Origin of the sequence: Delftia sp. WSY_22 (genome assembly GCF_043104185.1) — a bacterium.
Taxonomy (GTDB): domain Bacteria; phylum Pseudomonadota; class Gammaproteobacteria; order Burkholderiales; family Burkholderiaceae_C; genus Comamonas; species Comamonas tsuruhatensis.
In genome coordinates this window covers 83,813-101,091 of sequence record NZ_JBICKN010000007.1, presented here as the reverse complement: position 1 = coordinate 101,091, position 17,279 = coordinate 83,813, and the positions used below count along the sequence as shown (strand labels likewise).

15 protein-coding genes are annotated in these 17,279 nt (G+C 67.3%); 6 read left to right on the top strand and 9 right to left on the bottom strand.

Annotation, left to right across the window (positions count from 1 at the left end):
• Positions 1-104: 104 nt before the first annotated feature.
• Positions 105-3,020: a DNA topoisomerase III gene (locus ACF8NF_RS05490; protein ID WP_392450214.1), complete on the bottom strand. Its 2,916-nt coding sequence runs from the start codon at positions 3,018-3,020 to the stop codon at positions 105-107.
• A 128-nt stretch (positions 3,021-3,148) separates the two neighbouring features.
• Between ACF8NF_RS05490 and ACF8NF_RS05485 the strand changes: the two genes are divergently transcribed.
• From ACF8NF_RS05485 to ACF8NF_RS05475, 3 genes are read left to right on the top strand one after another with little or no spacing between them, the layout of a single operon-like run.
• Positions 3,149-3,799 carry an SET domain-containing protein gene (locus ACF8NF_RS05485; RefSeq protein ID WP_016449408.1) on the top strand — a complete coding sequence of 217 codons (651 nt, stop codon included), beginning with the start codon at positions 3,149-3,151 and terminating at the stop codon, positions 3,797-3,799.
• Positions 3,796-4,626 (top strand): biotin--[acetyl-CoA-carboxylase] ligase, encoded by an 831-nt coding sequence (locus tag ACF8NF_RS05480; protein ID WP_392450213.1) that lies wholly within the window; start codon positions 3,796-3,798, stop codon positions 4,624-4,626. Before ACF8NF_RS05485 ends, ACF8NF_RS05480 begins: the two co-directional genes overlap by 4 nt.
• 34 nt (positions 4,627-4,660) lie before the next feature.
• Complete coding sequence (locus ACF8NF_RS05475) at positions 4,661-5,392, top strand: hypothetical protein (RefSeq protein WP_017407049.1); 732 nt, start codon at positions 4,661-4,663, stop codon at positions 5,390-5,392.
• Positions 5,393-5,466: 74 nt separating this feature from the next.
• Here the strand turns inward: ACF8NF_RS05475 and ACF8NF_RS05470 are convergent, their stop codons facing one another.
• Positions 5,467-6,399 (bottom strand): N-formylglutamate amidohydrolase, encoded by a 933-nt coding sequence (locus tag ACF8NF_RS05470; RefSeq protein WP_047218928.1) that lies wholly within the window; start codon positions 6,397-6,399, stop codon positions 5,467-5,469.
• A gap of 175 nt (positions 6,400-6,574) precedes the next feature.
• A complete protein-coding gene (locus tag ACF8NF_RS05465) occupies positions 6,575-7,543 on the bottom strand; it encodes a tripartite tricarboxylate transporter substrate binding protein (protein ID WP_026062916.1) in 969 nt (322 codons plus the stop codon).
• Positions 7,544-7,652: 109 nt separating this feature from the next.
• On the opposite strand from ACF8NF_RS05465, the gene ACF8NF_RS05460 reads away from it, so the two are divergent.
• Positions 7,653-8,633, top strand: a complete 981-nt coding sequence (locus ACF8NF_RS05460; RefSeq protein WP_016454232.1) for a LysR substrate-binding domain-containing protein — start codon at positions 7,653-7,655, stop codon at positions 8,631-8,633.
• Here ACF8NF_RS05460 and ACF8NF_RS05455 read toward each other — a convergent pair.
• The 3 genes from ACF8NF_RS05455 to ACF8NF_RS05445 form a co-directional block, all read right to left on the bottom strand.
• Positions 8,617-10,116 (bottom strand): sensor histidine kinase, encoded by a 1,500-nt coding sequence (locus ACF8NF_RS05455; RefSeq protein WP_016449402.1) that lies wholly within the window; start codon positions 10,114-10,116, stop codon positions 8,617-8,619. The genes ACF8NF_RS05460 and ACF8NF_RS05455 overlap by 17 nt on opposite strands.
• A gap of 95 nt (positions 10,117-10,211) precedes the next feature.
• Positions 10,212-10,886: a response regulator transcription factor gene (locus ACF8NF_RS05450; protein ID WP_012202808.1), complete on the bottom strand. Its 675-nt coding sequence runs from the start codon at positions 10,884-10,886 to the stop codon at positions 10,212-10,214.
• A 100-nt stretch (positions 10,887-10,986) separates the two neighbouring features.
• Complete coding sequence (locus ACF8NF_RS05445) at positions 10,987-11,487, bottom strand: MarR family winged helix-turn-helix transcriptional regulator (RefSeq protein ID WP_016449401.1); 501 nt, start codon at positions 11,485-11,487, stop codon at positions 10,987-10,989.
• 147 nt (positions 11,488-11,634) lie between these two features.
• Between ACF8NF_RS05445 and recA the strand changes: the two genes are divergently transcribed.
• Positions 11,635-12,738, top strand: a complete 1,104-nt coding sequence (gene recA / locus ACF8NF_RS05440) for a recombinase RecA (protein WP_016454235.1) — start codon at positions 11,635-11,637, stop codon at positions 12,736-12,738.
• A 202-nt stretch (positions 12,739-12,940) separates the two neighbouring features.
• Positions 12,941-13,420 carry a recombination regulator RecX gene (gene recX / locus ACF8NF_RS05435; RefSeq protein WP_151019363.1) on the top strand — a complete coding sequence of 160 codons (480 nt, stop codon included), beginning with the start codon at positions 12,941-12,943 and terminating at the stop codon, positions 13,418-13,420.
• Here recX and yddG read toward each other — a convergent pair.
• From yddG to argC, 3 genes are read right to left on the bottom strand one after another with little or no spacing between them, the layout of a single operon-like run.
• Positions 13,417-14,337, bottom strand: coding sequence for an aromatic amino acid DMT transporter YddG (yddG, locus tag ACF8NF_RS05430; protein ID WP_016449398.1), 921 nt, complete (start codon positions 14,335-14,337; stop codon positions 13,417-13,419). The two genes, recX and yddG, sit on opposite strands and share 4 nt — an antisense overlap.
• Before the next feature lie 22 nt (positions 14,338-14,359).
• The gene (locus ACF8NF_RS05425) at positions 14,360-16,243 is read right to left on the bottom strand and encodes a hypothetical protein (protein WP_016449397.1); all 1,884 of its coding nucleotides are present in this window, start codon (positions 16,241-16,243) and stop codon (positions 14,360-14,362) included.
• A complete protein-coding gene (gene argC / locus ACF8NF_RS05420; protein WP_061288739.1) occupies positions 16,240-17,172 on the bottom strand; it encodes an N-acetyl-gamma-glutamyl-phosphate reductase in 933 nt (310 codons plus the stop codon). The genes ACF8NF_RS05425 and argC overlap by 4 nt, the downstream gene beginning before the upstream one ends.
• Between the last annotated feature and the right edge of the window lie 107 nt (positions 17,173-17,279).

Genomic DNA, 17,279 nt, shown 5'->3' with positions numbered 1-17,279 from the left:
AGGGACACCGAGGAAAGGCCTAAGCCGGCCGCGCCGCCCCGCACCGAGGGTGTCGTCCCCCTCCCTCGCGGAGCGAGTAGAGAGGGGGAAGGCGCGTAAGCGCCTCAGGGGGTGAGATGTTTCCCCACGATGCCGGCCAGCTCGAACATGTTCACGCTGTCCTTGCCGAAGACGGGCCGCAGCTTGTCATCGGCGCGGATGACGCGCTTGTCCTTGGGGTCCTGCAGGTTCTGGGCCTTGACGTATTCCCACAGCTTCTTGACCACCTCGGTACGCGCCACCGTGCCTTCGCCGATGACGGCGGCCAGGGCCGCGCTGGGCTGCAGCGTGCCGGCAGCCGGCTTGCGCGCAGTCTTGGTGGCCGTCTTTGCCGTGGTCTTGGCCGCGGCCTTCTTGGCAGGTGCCTTCTTGGCCGGCGCGCTCTTGGCGGCCGCCGTCTTGCGCGGCGGGTATTTGCTGTCGCGCTGCTCGAACTCGAAGTTCACCTTGCCGGCCGCGCCATCCCAGACCAGGAAGGCCTTGAAGCTGCGCCGCGTGCGGTTGGAAACGAACTTGTCCAGCAGGTCGGTCTTGCCGGTCTGCATCAGCTTTTGCATCTGCTCGCGCTCTATGGGCTGCTGCAGGATGATCTGCCCGCTCTTGAAGTCGCAGCTGGGCGTGGCCTGGGCCAGCGTGGGCACGGCCTTGGCGCAGACGTAGTTGCTGCCGTGCTCGAAGACGGGCGCGCCGCACTTGGGGCAGGGGCCCAGCGATTGCTGGCTGGCGAAGTCCACCAGCTCGCCCGTGTCTTCGGAAGCGGCGTCGTCGCCAAAGTCGAACTCAAGCTTGTAGTTGCCGCCTTCCTCGTCGCGCACGATGGTGACTTCGGCCACGAAGGGCCAGCCTGCCTTGGAGCGAAAGCCGTCCAGCGGGCCCAGGCGGCGGTCGCGCAGCAGTTGCTCGGCCTCGGCCGTCTCGAAGGTGCGGCCTGCAGGCGACTTGGTGAACGAGAAGCCGCAGCCCGCGCCCTGGCCGTCGCTGCCCGTGCAGCCGTAGCGGCGGTAGTTCTCCTTGACCACGCCGCCGCAGTTGGGGCAAGGCGTGGACAGGGTGGCGTAGTCGCCGGGCACGGTGTCTCGGTCGTATTCCTTGGCCTTCTTGACCAGCTTTTCCGTCATGGACTGGATCTGCTGCATGAAGGCATCGCGCGAGAGCTGGCCCTTTTCCATCTGGGCCAGCTTGTATTCCCATTCACCGGTGAGGTCGGCGCGCGAGAGCTCTTCCACGCCCAGGCCGCGCAGCAGCGTCATGAGCTGGAAGGCCTTGGCCGTGGGAATCAGCTCGCGGCCTTCGCGCAGCATGTACTTTTCGGTCAGCAGGCCTTCGATGATGGCCGCGCGCGTGGCAGGCGTGCCCAGGCCCTTTTCCTGCATGGCCTCGCGCAGCTCGTCGTCCTCCACCTGCTTGCCCGCGCTTTCCATGGCGCCCAGCAGCGTGGCTTCGGAGTAGCGCGCGGGCGGCTTGGTCTTGAGGCCCTTGGGATCGACCTGGCCGGCGCGCGGCTGCTCGCCGGGCTGCACCGCGACCAGGGGCTGGCCCTTGTCGCCGTCCTTGCCGCCTTCGACCTCGTTGGCGGCCTCCTTGCCGTAGATGGCCAGCCAACCGGGCTTGACCAGGATCTTGCCTTCGGTCTTGAAGCTGTGCTGCTCGACCTTGCTGATGCGCGTGGTCACCTGGTGCTCGGCACTCGGGAAGAACACGGCCATGAAGCGGCGCACGACGAGGTCATAGAGCTTTTGCTCGGCCTCGGACAGGCCGCTGGGCGCCTGCGTGGTCGGGATGATGGCGAAGTGGTCCGAGACCTTGCTGTTGTCGAAGATGCGCTTGGTCGGGCGCACATAGTTCTCGTCCAGCGCCTGCTGGGCAAAGGGCGCCAGGTGGCGCATGCCGCTGCCGGCCAGCATGGCGAAGGTCTGGTGCGCCACGGGCACGTAGTCCTCGGGCAGGGCGCGCGAGTCGGTACGCGGGTAGGTCAGGGCCTTGTGGCGCTCGTACAGGCTTTGCGCCAGCGCCAGCGTGGTCTTGGCCGAGAAGCCGAACTTGCCGTTGGCCTCGCGCTGCAGGCTGGTCAGGTCGAACAGCAGCGGGCTGGCCTGGGACGTGGGCTTGGACTCCTCGGTGACCTGGGCCGGCTTGCCGCGCACGGCGTCGGCGATGGCCTGGGCGTCGCGCTGGTTCCAGATGCGGTCGGCGCGGGCTTCCGCATCCTCGCTCTTCTTCCATTGGGGATCGAACCACTTGCCCAGGTACTGGCCGGCCTGCGCGTCGAAGGCGGCATGCACTTCCCAGTAGTCGCGGCTGACGAACTTGCGGATCTTTTCCTCGCGCTCCACCACCAGGGACAGCGTGGGCGTCTGCACGCGGCCCACGGTGGTCAGGAAGAAGCCGCCGTCGCGCGAATTGAAGGCCGTCATGGCGCGCGTGCCGTTGATGCCCACCAGCCAGTCGGCCTCGGAGCGGCTGCGCGCCGCGCTGGCAAGGCCCTGCATCTGGCTGTCGCTGCGCAGGTTCTGGAAGCCGTCGCGGATGGCCTGCGGCGTCATGGACTGCAGCCACAGGCGCTTGACCGGCTTGCCCAGGCCCTTGCCGTCCGGCTTGGCGCCTGCGGCGTACTGCTCGATCAGGCGGAAGATCAGCTCACCCTCGCGGCCCGCGTCGCAGGCGTTGATGAGTTCGGTGACGTCCTTGCGCTTGGCCAGCTTGACCACGGCATTGAGCCGGCTCTTGGTCTTGTCCACGGGCTTGAGGTCGAAATACGGCGGAATCACCGGCAGGTTGGCAAAACTCCATTTGCCGCGCTTGACGTCGAATTCCTCGGGCGCCTGGATTTCCACCAGGTGGCCCACGGCGCTGGTCACGACGTAGTGTTCGCTCTCGAAGTATTCATCGTGCTTGTCGAATTTGCCCGCCACCGGAGTCAACGCGCGGACGATGTCCTGCGCGACCGAAGGCTTCTCAGCAATCACCAGGGTCTTTGTCATTGTGTGTACTCGTCATTCCCCGCAGGAGCTGCATGTCGCATGCCTGCGCTTCTACAATCCATGGCTCACGCGTGTACGTACGTGTACGCGCACGCGCATGTGTGCCTATTCAAGTTATCAGAGAAAACATGCCCCGCACAGCTTTGGCCCCTTCCGGCGGCCGCCGTATCCAGACCCGCCGCTCGGGTGTCCATGGCAAGGGCGTCTTCGCCGTGCAGGATCTTGCCGAAGGCGAGGTCCTTGTCGAGTACGTAGGGGAAATCGTCAGCTGGCAGGAAGCCCAGGACAGGCACCCGCACGACCCCAGCCAGCCCAACCATACCTTCTACTTCCACATCGACGAAGACCGCGTGATCGATGCCAACTACGGCGGCAATTCCTCGCGCTGGATCAACCACAGCTGCGCGCCCAACTGCTACACCGACGAGCGCGATGGCCGCATCTTCATCGTCGCACTGCGCAACATCGCCGCCGGCGAGGAGCTGAGCTACGACTACGGCCTGATCATCGACGAACCCTACACCAGGAAGCTGAAGGCCGAGTATCCCTGCTGGTGCGGTGCGGCCACCTGCCGCGGCACGCTGCTGGCGCCCAAGCGCGGCTGGCGCCCGCCCATGCCCGGCGATGCGTTGCCGGCCGGCGCAAAGCCGAAATCGGAAAAGTCTGAAAAGGCAAAGCGGCCCCAAAAACAGCAGGCCCAAGCGCCAAAGCCTTTGGGCAAACCCACCCAAGAGCCGAAGAAAAAATCCGGCACATCCTCGACAAAGGCGGGCGCATGATGGCTTCGTCCCCCATCCACTGGCCTGCGGAGTCGCTGTGGCAGGCCATCGAGCCGCAACTGCCTGGCTTTTCCGTGGAGATCGTGCCCAGCATCGGCTCGACCAATACCGAGCTGATGGCACGCGCCCGCGATGGCCGCAACGAACCCGTGCTGCTGGTGACCGAAGTGCAGACCGCCGGCCGGGGCCGGCTGGGCCGCCAGTGGACCAGCGGCGTGGGCGATTCGCTGACCTTCTCGCTGGGCATGCCGCTGGCGCCTGCCGACTGGTCCGGCCTGTCGCTGGCCGTGGGCCTGAGCGTGGCGCAAAGCCTGCAGCCGCAATTGCCCGCCCCGGGCTCGCAGCGCCCGCGCATCGGCCTCAAATGGCCCAACGACCTGTGGATCGACGGCGACCGCAAGCTCGGCGGCATCCTGATCGAGACCGCCAGCTTTGTAGGCAGCGCCGCACATGAGCCCGGCACGCCGCGCTACGTGGTCGTGGGCATCGGCCTGAATGTGCGCCCCCGCCCCGGCGACGGCATGCGCACGCCGCCGGCCAGCCTGCTGGAACTGGACGAGCGCCTGGACGCGCCCACCGCCCTGGCCTGCGTGCTGCCGGGACTGGTGTCCAACATCCAGGCCTTTGCCGCCCAGGGCTTTGCGCCGCTGGTGGACCGCTTTGCCCAGCGCGACCTGCTGCGCGGGCGCGCCGTCAATCTCAGCGACGGCGAAAGCGGCATGGCCGAAGGCGTGGGCCGCGATGGCGCGCTGCTGGTGCGCACGGCGCGCGGCCTGCAGGCCATCACCAGCTCGGAAATCAGCGTGCGGCCGGCTGCTGTAGGCTAGAGCGATTGATGCACTAGGCCCGCCGAGAAACGACATGCTGCGAATTGCCTTTCTGCTGCTGGTGCTGGCCAATGCCGGCTATTACCTCTGGAGCCACGGCCAGCTCCAGGCCCTGGGCCTGGCCCCCCCGTCCACGACCGAGCCCGAGCGCCTGGCCCAGCAGGTGCGCCCCGAGGCGCTGAGCCTGCTGAGCGTGGACAACGCATCCACCACGCCCTCACCGGCCGCCGCCCCGTCCACGCCAGCGCCGGCCTCCACCCCGGCAGGCGGCGAGGAGCCCGCCCCTGCACCCAGGCCCGCCCAGGCTGCAGGCCAGCCCACCAGCTGCCTGGTGGCCACGGGCATCGAAGACCGCCATGCCGAGGCGCTGCGCCGCGGCCTCATCGCCCAGGTCGCCAGCGACCAATGGGACCTGAGCAGCACGCACCAGCCGGGCCGCTGGATGGTTTACATGGGCAAGTTCCCCGACGCCGAATTCCTGGAACGCAAGCGCGCCGAACTGCGCGCCCGCAAGATCGATTTCGACCGTGCGGGCGGCGCGCTGGAGCCGGGCCTGTCGCTGGGCCGCTTTTCCACCGAGGAAGCGGCCACGCGCGAGCTGACCAACTTCGCGCGCCAGGGCGTGCGCACGGCCCGCGTGGTGCAGGAGCGCCCCGACATCACGCTCTACACCCTGCGCCTGCCCCAGGCCACGGCCGCACTGCGCAGCCAGGTCGAGGCTATGGGCGGCAAGGCCTTCGAGGGCAAGCCGTTCAAACCCTGCTGAACCCGTTGGGCACGCCATGCGAAAAGGCCCGCGATCACAGGATCGCGGGCCTTTTTCATTTCAGCCGCCGCGGGTCAGAGCGCGCGCGGGTCGGTAGCCATGAGCTGCTCGACCAAGACCTTCAGATCGGTGGTCAGGCGCAGGTAGCCGGCCTGGTCCAGTTCCAGGGTCTGCTCGTTCATGTAGAGCTTGCGGTTGATCTCGATCTGGATGCTGTGGCGGTGCTCGGCAGGCTTGCCGTAGCGGCGCACCAGCTCCACGCCCTTGTAGGGATGGTTGTAGTCCACGCTGTAGCCGCGCTCGCGCAGGAAGGCGCAGATGCGCTCGGACAGCGCGGGGCTGGCCGTGCTGCCGTCGCGGTCGCCGATGACGAAGTCGGCATGCACCAGGCCCGGGTGCAGCGTGGCATGGCTGGCGGCGACGGAAGGCATGGAATGGCAGTTGATGTGGATGCTGTAGCCATGGCGTGCATGGGCGGCGTCAATGGCGCGCTCCACGGCGGCGTGGTAGGGCTTCCAGCAGCGCTCGATGCGCTGCAGCAGCTCGGAGGCCGGCAACTGGCGGTCGTAGATGGGCACGCCCTCGTCGGTGAACTTCCAGATCAGGCCCTTGCCCAGGCGGACCTTCTGCAGCACGACCTGGTCGGTGGTGACGGGCAGCGGCCAGTCGCCTTCGATCATGGTGGTGTCGATCTCGGTGGTGTCGCGGTTGGCATCCAGGTAGATGCGCGGGAAATGCGCCTCCACCCAGCCCACGCCCATGCCTGGCGCAAAGGCATAGATCTTCTCCACATGCGTGTCCTCGGCCTGGCGCAGCGTGGCCAGCGGCAGGCAGGAGCCGAAGTCCTGCGGGTAGACCGTGCCGCTGTGCGGCGAGTCAAGCACCACGGCGCTGGTGCCGGCCACGCTGGTCACCATGGGCTGCGCGGCATCGGCCGCGCCGGAGCCTGCCGCGCCGGGCAGGGATTGCAGGAAGTTCTGACTGATCAGTCGCAGGACGGGATGCATGAGGAAGTGGTCTATCTCGGTTACGCATTGCACCGCTACGCTGCGGCCAGCCCGCCATGAAACTGGCGCGTCCCAGGCCAGGGACGCCGAGCAAGGGCCGCCCCGCAGCGAGGGCGTCGTCCCCCTCCCGCGAAGCGAGAGAGGGGGAAGGCGCGAGGCGCCTCAGGGGGAGCCTTTAATCCAGCTGGATCTGGGCCGTGGCGGCAATCTTCTTCATCTTGGCCACTTCGCTGGCGATCTGCTTGGTGAAAGCATCGCTGCTGGTGCCGGAGATGTACAGGCCCTGGGCAGCCATGCGCTTTTGCACGGCCGGGTCCTTGAGCGCGGCCGCGATGGCCTTTTGCACGCGGGCGATCTGCTCGGGCGGCGTGCTCTTGGGGGCCACGAGGCCGAACCAGGAAGGATCGTTCAGGTCGGCGTGGCCGGCTTCGGCATAGGTCTGCACATCGGGCAGCACGTCCAGGCGCTCATGCCAGGACACGGCCAGGGCCTTGACCTTGCCGCCCTTGATGTGGGGCAGCGAGGACGCGACCTGGTCGAAATACACGGGCACCTGGCCGCCGAGCACGTCGTTGATGGCCGGGCCTGCACCACGGTAGGGAATGTGCTGCATCTCGGTGCCCGTGCTCTTCATGAACTGGGCGCCCCACATGTGGCCGATGGTGCCGTTGCCGGGCGTGGCGAAGCTGACCTTGCCGGGGTTGGCCTTCAGGTACTTCACGAACTCGGCAAAGTTGTTGGCAGGCACCAGCTTGGGGTTGATCACGATCACGCCGGGCGCCTTGACGATCTCGGTCACGCCGACAAAGTCGTTGATGGCGTCATAGGGCAGCTTCTTGAACACGGCGGGGTTCACGCCATGGGTGGACAGCGTGGCAATGCCGAAGGTCACGCCGTCGGTGGCACGTGCCACTTCGGCCATGCCGATGGAGCCGCCGGCGCCGGCCTTGTTCTCGATCACCACCGCCTGGCCGCCCAGCAACTTGGGCAGCACGTCCTGCATGTTGCGCGGGACCATGTCGGTGGAGCCACCAGCAGGGAACGGAACGACGATGCGCAGGGGACGGGTGGTTTCCTGGGCGAAGGACATTCCAGGAACGACAGAAGAAGCGGCGATGGAAGCAAGGAAATGGCGTCGTTGCATAGGATCTTTCTTACAAACAAGGTCAGATTAAAAGAAATCTGCTCACAAAAAAAGCAAATACTGTGCCTGTTAATATTCCGAACAGGAATAGTTTCATCATATCCCTGTCATGAGTTTGCGCCGCCTCAACCCGCCCATACATCTGCTGCGCGCCTTCTCCACCGTGGTGCGCTTCGGAGGTGTCTCGCGCGCGGCCGAAGCCTTGCACTTGACGCAAAGCGCAGTCAGCAAGCAGATCCAGGAGCTGGAGAAGTGGGTGGGCGTGCCGCTGTTCGAACGCGAGCGCAAGCGCTTGAGCCTGACGCCTGCGGGCGAACGCTACGAGCGCGCCGTGCGCGCCCTGCTGGGCCAGCTGGAGGCGGCCACCCTCGAACTCATCACCAGCGATGACAGCCGAGGCGCGCTGCACCTGTCATCGCTGCCGACTTTCGCGGCCAAGTGGCTGATCCCCAGGCTGCCCCAGTTTCAGCAGCGCTATCCACAGATCACGCTGCACTTTGTACCCTACGTACACAGCTACCAATTTGACAGTCCGGGTCTGGACTGCGCGATTTTGTTCGGGGACGGGCATTGGAGCGGCGCGCACGCCCACTATCTGGTGGGCCGCCAGGTGGCGCTGATCGCACCGCCACATGGCACGGGCCCCGAGGCGCGCATCACCACGCCCCAGGACGTGGCGCGCTGCACGCGGCTGCGCCACGTGACCATTGCCGACGCCTGGGCACGCTGGAGCGAGGCCCACGGCATCCACGGCATCAGCCCGCTGGCGGGCCCGCAGTTCGACCAGTTCCAGACCATCATCCGCGCCGTGATGGCGGGCATGGGCATCGCACTGGTGCCACGCTGCCTGGTGCTTGACGAGCTTGCCGCCGGCCTGGTGAACGAGCCCCTGCCCCAGCACGGCTACCAGAGCGCCCTGGGCTACTGGCTGTGCTATCCGGCCGACCGTGCCAACCATGGCACGCTGGGCATCTTCCGCAACTGGTTGGTGGACCATGCGGCGCAGACACCGGGACGGGTGGCGATGGCCCCTGTAGCCCCCGATGCCCCTGCGGCAGCCGGTCAGGCGCCACCTATGCCGCAGGCTTAGGCGGCGGCGGCGAGCGCAGTGCCGTGAAGCGCACGCTGAAGCGTGCGCCCGGTGGCTGCTGGCCCGGATGCGCATCCTCCAGCACCACCTGCCCGCCATGCTGGCGCGCAATCTCCAGCACGATGGGCAGGCCCAGGCCCGAGCCATCGGCCTCCGAGCCCAGCACGCGGTAGAACGGCTGGAACACCAGCTCGCGCTCGGCCTCGGGCACGCCCGGCCCCGAATCCTCCACCTGCAGCAGCAGGACCTGACCAAAAGGATCGGCCAGCACACGCACGGTGACCATGCCCGGCCGGCTGCTGGTGGAAGGCGTGTAGTTGATGGCGTTGTCCACGAGGTTGCGTACCAGCTCGGTCAGCAGCGTGGCATTGCCCTGCAGCCAGACGCCGGCGGCCGAGGACTCGGCGCCGTCATAGCCCAGGTCCACATGCTTGTCCATGGCGCGCGGCAGGCAGTCGCGCACCACGTCGGTGACGATGCGCACCAGGTTGCACGGCTGCATGGCCAGGCCCCGCCCCAGGCCCGCGCTCTCGGCACGCGCCAGCGCCAGCAACTGGTTGACGGTGTGCGTGGCACGGATGCTGGAGCGCGCGATCTGGGCCAGGGACTGCCGCAGCTCGCCCGTACTCACGCCCTCGCGCTGGGCCAGTTCGGCCTGCATGCGCAGCCCGGCCAGCGGCGTCTTGAGCTGGTGGGCCGCGTCGGCCAGGAAGCGCTTTTGCGTGGCCAGCGAGTCGCCCAGGCGGCCCAGCAGGTCATTGACCGAATCCACCAGCGGCACGACTTCCAGCGGCACGTCCTTGTGGTTGATGGGCGAAAGGTCCTCGGGCCGGCGCGCGCGGATGCGCTCCTCCAGCCGGTGCAGCGGCTTGATGCCGCGCGCCAGCGCCAGCCACACCAGCAGCGCGGCCAGCGGCAGGATGACGAACTGCGGCAGCATCACGCCCTTGATGATTTCCGTGGCCAGCACGCTGCGCTTTTCGCGCGTCTCGGCCACCTGGACCAGGGCCTGCGGTTCGCCCGGCAGGGGCATGCGCACCCAGACATGGGCCACGCGCAGATCGATGCCGCGAAATTCCGCATCGCGCAGCTGCACGGTGCCGCCGGACGGCAAGCCTGGAGGCGCCGCGCCAGTCAGAGCCTCGTCGGGCTCGGGCGGCGGCGGCAGGTCGCGCTCGCCGGCCAGGTATTCGCCCTTCACGCCCAGCACCTGGAAATACACGGTGTCCGATTCGTCGGCACGCAGGATCTCGCTGGCCGACTGCGGCAGGTTGAACAGCACCTTGCCGTGCTGCACCATCACCAGTTGGGCCAGCGCCTGGGCGTTGTATTCCAGCGCGCGGTCGAAGGGTTTGTTGGCCAGGCCCTGGGCCACCAGCCAGGTCAGCGCCAGGCTCACGGGCCACAGCAGCAGCAGCGGCGTGAGCATCCAGTCAAGGATCTCGCCGAACAGGGAGCGCTGTTCACGCTGGAAGATTTTCATCGGCGGGCAGCCCCTTACGGCGGGTTCACGGCCCCGCGGCAACCACCACTATGCGCAGGCAAGCCAACCCGGGCCTGACAGCCACGGCAGCGGCCTCAGGACGCGATCTTCTCAAGGCAGTAGCCCAGGCCGCGCACGGTGGCGATGCGGATGGGGCCGCGCTCTATCTTCTTGCGCAGCCGGTGGATGTAGACCTCGATGGCGTTGTTGCTGACTTCGTCGCCCCACTCGCACAGGCGCTCGACCAACTGGTCCTTGCTGACCAGCCGGCCGGCCCGCTGCAGCAGCACTTCCAGCAGGCCCAGCTCGCGCGCCGACAGCTCGACCATCTTGCCGTCGATGGTGGCCACGCGGCCGGCCTGGTCGTAGACCAGCGGGCCGTGCTTGATGGTGCTGCTGGCGCCGCCCATACCGCGCCGCGTGAGGGCGCGCACGCGCGCCTCCAGCTCGGACAGCGCAAACGGCTTGGCCATGTAGTCGTCGGCACCATAGTCCAGCCCCTGCACGCGCTCTTCCACGCTGTCGGCCGCCGTGAGGATGAGCACCGGCAGCGCATCGCCGCGGCCGCGCAGCTTCTTGAGCACTTCGAGCCCGTGCATCTTGGGCAGGCCCAGGTCCAGGATGAGCAGGTCGAATTCGCTGCTGGTCATCAGCGCGGTGTCGGCCTCGCTGCCATTGGCCACATGGCTGACCACGGCGCCCGAGCCGCGCAGGCTGCGCAGCAGGCCATCGGCCAGGACCTGGTCGTCTTCGGCAATCAGAATGCGCATGGGGGATGTCTCCTGTAATGCAGGCGCGCTCTGGGAGTTGGAAATGCGCGCCTTTAGTTCCCAGGATTCTAGGATGCGCCCCGCAGTGCGGGCAGGGACTTTACCCGAGTGAGCCGCCGCCCGCGTAGGCCTCCAGCCCCAGCGCCACCACGGTGGCGATGTCGTCGCCGACTTCCTCGCGGAATTCGGCCTCGGCCTGGGAGACGGCGTCATGGAAAGCCTGCAGCCAGGCCAGGCCCGCTGGCGTGAAGCGGATGCGGCGCGCGCGCGCATCGCGCTCGTCGCTCTCGCGCGTGACCAGGCCCCAGGCCTCGCACTGGGCCACCAGGTCGCCCATGGACTGCTTGGTCATGCCTGCGCGCTCTGCCAGGTCCGTCAGCCGGTCGCCAGCCAGCGACAGATGCCGCGTGATGTGGATATGGGCCGCCCCCACCTTGTCGCGCGCAGCGAGGTTGGACAGTGCCAGCGGCACCTCCACATCGCGCGCCATGAGCTGCAGCACACGCGCGTCGAACCGCCGCATGGCATGGCCGAGCAGGCGGCCCAGGTGGGTCTGGCGCCAGGCGTCGGCGGGCGGCGTGACGGGGGAAAGCTCACTCATGGATGCATTGTGGAGGCAAATCCAACAAGTCAGGAAAACTGACTAAAAACACCAACAAATCAAGACAGCAAGCCCATAAACTACTGTTCAAGCATCCAGCCTGAATGCAAATACAGAGCTGAATCCATACCCAACCCAGGAGTCCGCATGAACACCGCCGTCACCACCGCCAACAGTGAAAAAGCCAAGGCCCTGCAGGCCGCACTCGCCCAGATCGAAAAGCAGTTCGGCAAGGGCACGATCATGCGCCTGGGTGAAGGCGAAGCCATCCAGGACATCCAGGTCGTCTCCACCGGCTCGCTGGGCCTGGACATCGCCCTGGGTGTGGGCGGCCTGCCCCGTGGCCGCGTGATCGAGATCTACGGCCCTGAATCCTCGGGCAAGACCACGCTGACGCTGCAGGTCATCGCCGAAATGCAAAAGCAGGGCGGCACCTGCGCCTTCATCGACGCAGAACACGCGCTGGACACCAGCTATGCCCAGAAGCTGGGCGTGAACCTCAACGAAGTGCTGATCAGCCAGCCCGACACCGGCGAGCAGGCCCTGGAAATCGTGGACAGCCTGGTGCGCTCGGGCGCCGTGGACATGATCGTCGTGGACTCGGTGGCCGCACTGACACCGCGCGCCGAAATCGAAGGCGAGATGGGCGACCAGCTGCCCGGCCTGCAGGCCCGCCTGATGAGCCAGGCGCTGCGCAAGCTGACCTCCACCATCAAGAAGACCAATTGCATGGTCATCTTCATCAACCAGATCCGCATGAAGATCGGCGTGATGTTCGGCAGCCCCGAAACCACCACGGGCGGCAATGCGCTGAAGTTCTACGCCTCGGTCCGCCTGGACATCCGCCGCACCGGCACCATCAAGAAGGGCGACGAAGCCATCGGCAACGAAACCAAGGTCAAGGTCGTCAAGAACAAGGTCTCGCCCCCGTTCAAGACCGCCGAGTTCGACATCCTCTTCGGCGAAGGCATCTCGCGCGAAGGTGAAATCCTGGACATGGGCGTCAACGCCAAGATCCTCGACAAGTCGGGGGCCTGGTACGCCTACAACGGCGAAAAGATCGGCCAGGGTCGCGACAACGCCCGCGAATTCCTGCGCGAGAACAGCGGCCTGGCCGTGGAGATCGAGAACAAGGTGCGCGACAGCCTGGGCATTGCCCTGCTGCCCACGGCCGGCGGCGATGCCCCCGAAGCCAAGGCTGCCAAGGCGGGCAAGGCCAAGGCCGACAAGGACGGCGTGATCGAAGCCTGAGCGCCCAGACCCCTCACAGCAGGCGCCGCAGCGCCTGCGCACACTGTGTTTGCCATCTTGGCGCAGGCTCACGTCTGCGCCTTTTTTATCGCCGGGACGCCCCAAGGCAAAAAAGCGGCCCCCTTGGGGGGCAGCGGACCTTGCGCAGCAAGGGGAGCGTGGGGGCCTTTTTTATTCGGGATGATTCAGGAGACATTGCCGCATGGGATTCGCCAAGCTGTCGCTCAAGGGCCGGGCGCTCAAGCTGCTGGGCCAGCGCGAACATTCACGGCTGGAGCTGGAACGCAAGCTCGCCCCCCATGTGGAGGAAGGCGAGGACCTGGGCGCCATGCTCGACGCGCTGGAGCAGCGCGGCTTCATCAGCGCCGAGCGCGTGGCCGAGTCCGTGCTGCACCGCAAGGCCGCGCGCTTTGGAACATCGCGCGTGGTGCAGGAGCTGCGCAGCAAGGGGCTGGACGATGGCCTGGTGCGCGCCGCCGCAGAACAGTTGCGCGCCACCGAACTGCAGCGCGCCCATGCCGTATGGCGCCAGCGCTTCGGCACACCGCCGGCCACCCCGCAGGAACGCCTCAAGCAGATGCGCTTTCTGGCCGCGCGCGGCTTTGGCGGAGAAATAGCGAGCAAGGTGCTGCGCGGGCGCAGCGAAGACTGGGATGACGGAGCTGCAGGCGAAGGCAACTAATCCACGCGCCGGGTTGCGCCCCAGCACACCAGCGACCCCACGGTCACCAGCGCCACGCCCTGCCAGAAGCCCCAGCCCGGCTGCACCTGCAGCCAGGCACTGGCCAGCAAGGCAGAGAACACGGGCGTGAAGTACGAGGCCGCCGCCATCACGGCCAGATGCCCGTGCTGTATGCCGTGCTCCCAGCAGCTGTAGCCCATGGCCGTGAGCCCGCCCACGGCCAGCAGCTGCAGCACCACGGTGCCTGACCAGTGCATGCCGCCTTCGCCACCCAGCCACAACCACTTGATCCACAGCGCCAGCGCAGTCCAGATCAGGAACAACCCCACGGCATTGTGCCCCCCACCCCAGCGCCGAGCAGCCAGCGAATAGCAGGGCCACAGCAGGGCCGCGCCAAAGGCGAGTCCATAGGCCAGCGGATTGGCCAGCATGTGGTCTGCCATGTCATGCATCTGCAGGGACTCGCCGCCCAGCACGCGCGTCAGCCCCCACAGGCACAGCAGCACGCCGGGCCACAGCCACCAGCGCGCATGCTGCTGGCGCAGCAGCACCGCCAAGACGATGGTCAGGCTGGGCCACAGGTAGTTGATCAGCCCCAGCTCCAGTGCCTGAGCGCGGTCCTGCGCCAGACCGATCGCCAGCGACAGACAGATTTCATAGACCGCAAACAGCAGCCCGCAGCCCCAGAAATAGGCCGGGTGCATGGTTCGCCATTGCGAAGGCCTGGGCAGGCCGCGCACGGCGGCCACGCACAGGGCGCTGACCGTATAGAGCATGGCAGCGCCGCCCACGGCGCCCAGCGGCTCGGCCACCGAGCGCATCAGGCCCACGGTGCAGCTCCAGCACACCACGGCCAGCAGGCCGATGGCGGTGGCCCGGCCTGCGGCTGCAGGGGAACTGCTGTGCGCTGAAGACATGGAAAAGGCTGCGCGCGGCAGGTCAGTGCGGCTGCAGCACCTGGCGCAGCGAGCGGTAAAGCGCGTCCGAGCCGTGCGCGCGGTTGTCCGCATCGAAGGAGAACTCGTTGCTGGACTGCGTGCCGGTCGCGTCCTCGGGACGCGCCTCCATGAAGAAGGACAGGAAGCGCGCGCCCTGGCGGCGGTGCATGGTCAGCACTTTCTCCAGCCGCTGCGGCGACAGTGCCACCAGCGGATGGAACTCCGTCACGCCATAGGCGGTGTGGCCATAGCGGCGCAGCATCTGGCCGACCAGCGGCCCATAGGTGTCTTCGCCATACAGGCTGACACCCAGGGACAGCCCCGGCATGCGTTGCAGGCTGCGCTCCACGGCGTAGCGGCTGGCGTCCCAGCTCGGATTCGCATGGGGGTTGAGCTGGTGGGCAAAGCGAGGCACCCGGCCCAGGCAGCCGTGCCCGATGTGCTCGGAAAAGCCCTGGATGTAGTCGGCCACCTGCTGCTCGCGAAAATCGTTCCAGTCCGTCACCAGCGGGTTGTAGAACAGCGCCAGCCGGTCCTGCGGGCTGTCCACCCAGAACTCCACACCATCGGGCAGCTTGCCGAAGTCAGGCAAGGCCTCGGCGGCATGGGGCCTGGGCTCGCCCTGGTGGCGGTCCATCACGGCGATCTGGCGCGTGGCCAGCAGGCCCAGGCTGCGCCCGCCGGCCTGCAGCACCACGTCGATGCGGTGCAGGCCCTCGCCCAGCGCCGGATAGCGGATGTCGGCACGCCAGCCCACATCGGGCGTGAGGAAATCAGGCTTGGCCTGGGCCACATCCTGGCGGTGCATGTGCACGGGGGCGTGCGAGTAGGGGCGCCCGTCCACGAAGACGGCCACGGCCAGTTGCTTTTGCAGCTTCGCGTCGGGCGAGTGGACCCAGCCGGACACCGGGACCGTGCCAGCCGCATAGCTGTCGATGTGCTGGAAGAAGTTCTGCAGCGGCTCGCTGCGGATGTTGCGCGACGGAGGCTCCACCGCATCGAAGCTGGCGAACTCCGACTTCAGATGGGCATTGAGCCGCGCAATGTCGCCATAGCGCTGGCGCAGGAATGCATGGAAGCCCGCCACGGATGCAGGGCTGTAGTCGGTGACCGCATAGCCTTCGGCCGCGAACCCCATGCCGGCCTCGAAACCCGGGAACAGCTGGTGCGTCTCGCCCAGCACGGTGAGCGCACGCAGCGGATGCATGGCGGCATCGCCCGCAGCGCACATGCGCTCGGCCAGGGCATCGACCACCAGCTTGCGCACGCGCGTGATTTCATTGTCCTGCCGCGCAACCGACCACGGGAAGATGCGCGCGCCCAGATAGGTGTCCAGCGGCAGCGGTCCCTTGGGCGTCCAGGCCAGATTGGCGGGATCGGCGGCCAGGCGCTCCTCGGCCTGGGAGTGGACCTCGAAATGCGTGGCGAACAGGTAGAGCACCACGGGCCGCTGCGCCTGCGCCACCGTGCGCACCACGCGGTCCAGCGCCTCGCCCCGGACTTCCCAGGCCCGGCCGTTCCACTGCACATAGCGCAGCAGAGGCACGCTGAGCGTATAGCCCAGCTCCAGCCCCTCGCCCTGCGGCCGGCCCAAGCGCTGCAGCGTGGCTTTCACCATTTCCGCGGCCGAGCCCTGAGGGCCCAGGCAACTGGCAGGCACCTGCTGGAATTCCTTGGGAAAATCCTCGCGCAGCCCGTCCTGCACCAGGCAGGCTTCCATATTGCCCAGCAGCGGACTCAGCAGCAGGCGCGATGAGGAAGGCAATGCCGGCCGCAGCTTCCAGGCGAACACAACGATCAGCAGACACAGCACGGCCAGGGCCAGGACATGGCCCCAGACCGGACCGCGCCGGCCCGGCAAGGACGGGGGCGCGGGGGGCCTCACAGGCCCAGCATGATCTGCAGGTTCTGCACGGCGGCGCCGCTGGCGCCCTTGCCCAGGTTGTCCAGACGGGCGATCAGCACGGCCTGGCGGTACTGCTCATTGGCGAATACACGCAACTCCAGCCTGTTCGTGTCGGTCAGCGTATCGGCAGCCAGCTTCATGTCTTCGGTGGGCGGCAGCACCGACACCCATTGCTCGGGCGTGTTGGTCGCCGCGTAGTGGGCGGCCAGCGCATCGTGCAGATCGGCGGCCTTGGGCGCGCCCGGCAGCAGGTCCAGATGCAGGGGCAGTTGCACCAGCATGCCCTGGCGGAAATTGCCCACGGCAGGAATGAAGACCGGGCGGCGCGTCATGCCCGTGTAGTGCAGGATTTCGGGAATGTGCTTGTGCGACAGGCCCAGCGCATAGGCCTCGTAAGGCGCGGCCGTGCCGGCCTCGTAGGCTTCGATCATGCTGCGGCCGCCGCCCGAGTAGCCGGACACCGAGGGCAGGCTCAGCGCGTAGTCGGCTGGAATGAGGCCTGCCGCCACCAGCGGGTGCAGCAGTGCGATGGCGCCCGTGGCATAGCAGCCGGGGTTGGCCACGCGCGTGGCAGCCTTGACGGCGTCCAGCTGGCCCTTGCGCAGCTCGGGAAAGCCGTAGACCCAGCCCGGCGCCACGCGGTGGGCGGTGGAGGCATCGATGATCTTGATGGCGCGGCCGGTCTCGGCCTCGATGGCGTCGACCATGGCCACGGTTTCGCGCGCAGCGTCGTCATGCAGGCACAGGATGACCAGGTCCACGCCGGCGATCAGCGCACGCTTGGCAGCAGGATCCTTTCGCAGCTCGGGCGCAATGCTGACCAGCTCCACGCCGGACAGATCGACCAGACGCTCACGGATCTGCAGCCCTGTCGTGCCTGCTTCGCCATCGATAAAGACTTTTGCCATCGCTGTATTTCTCCTGCTGCGCGGCCCTCCTGGAGCCGCTGCGGCACCATTGCCGCGTTCCAGCTGCGGATTCTCACCGAAACCGGGTCCCCCTGCGCCCGTTGTCG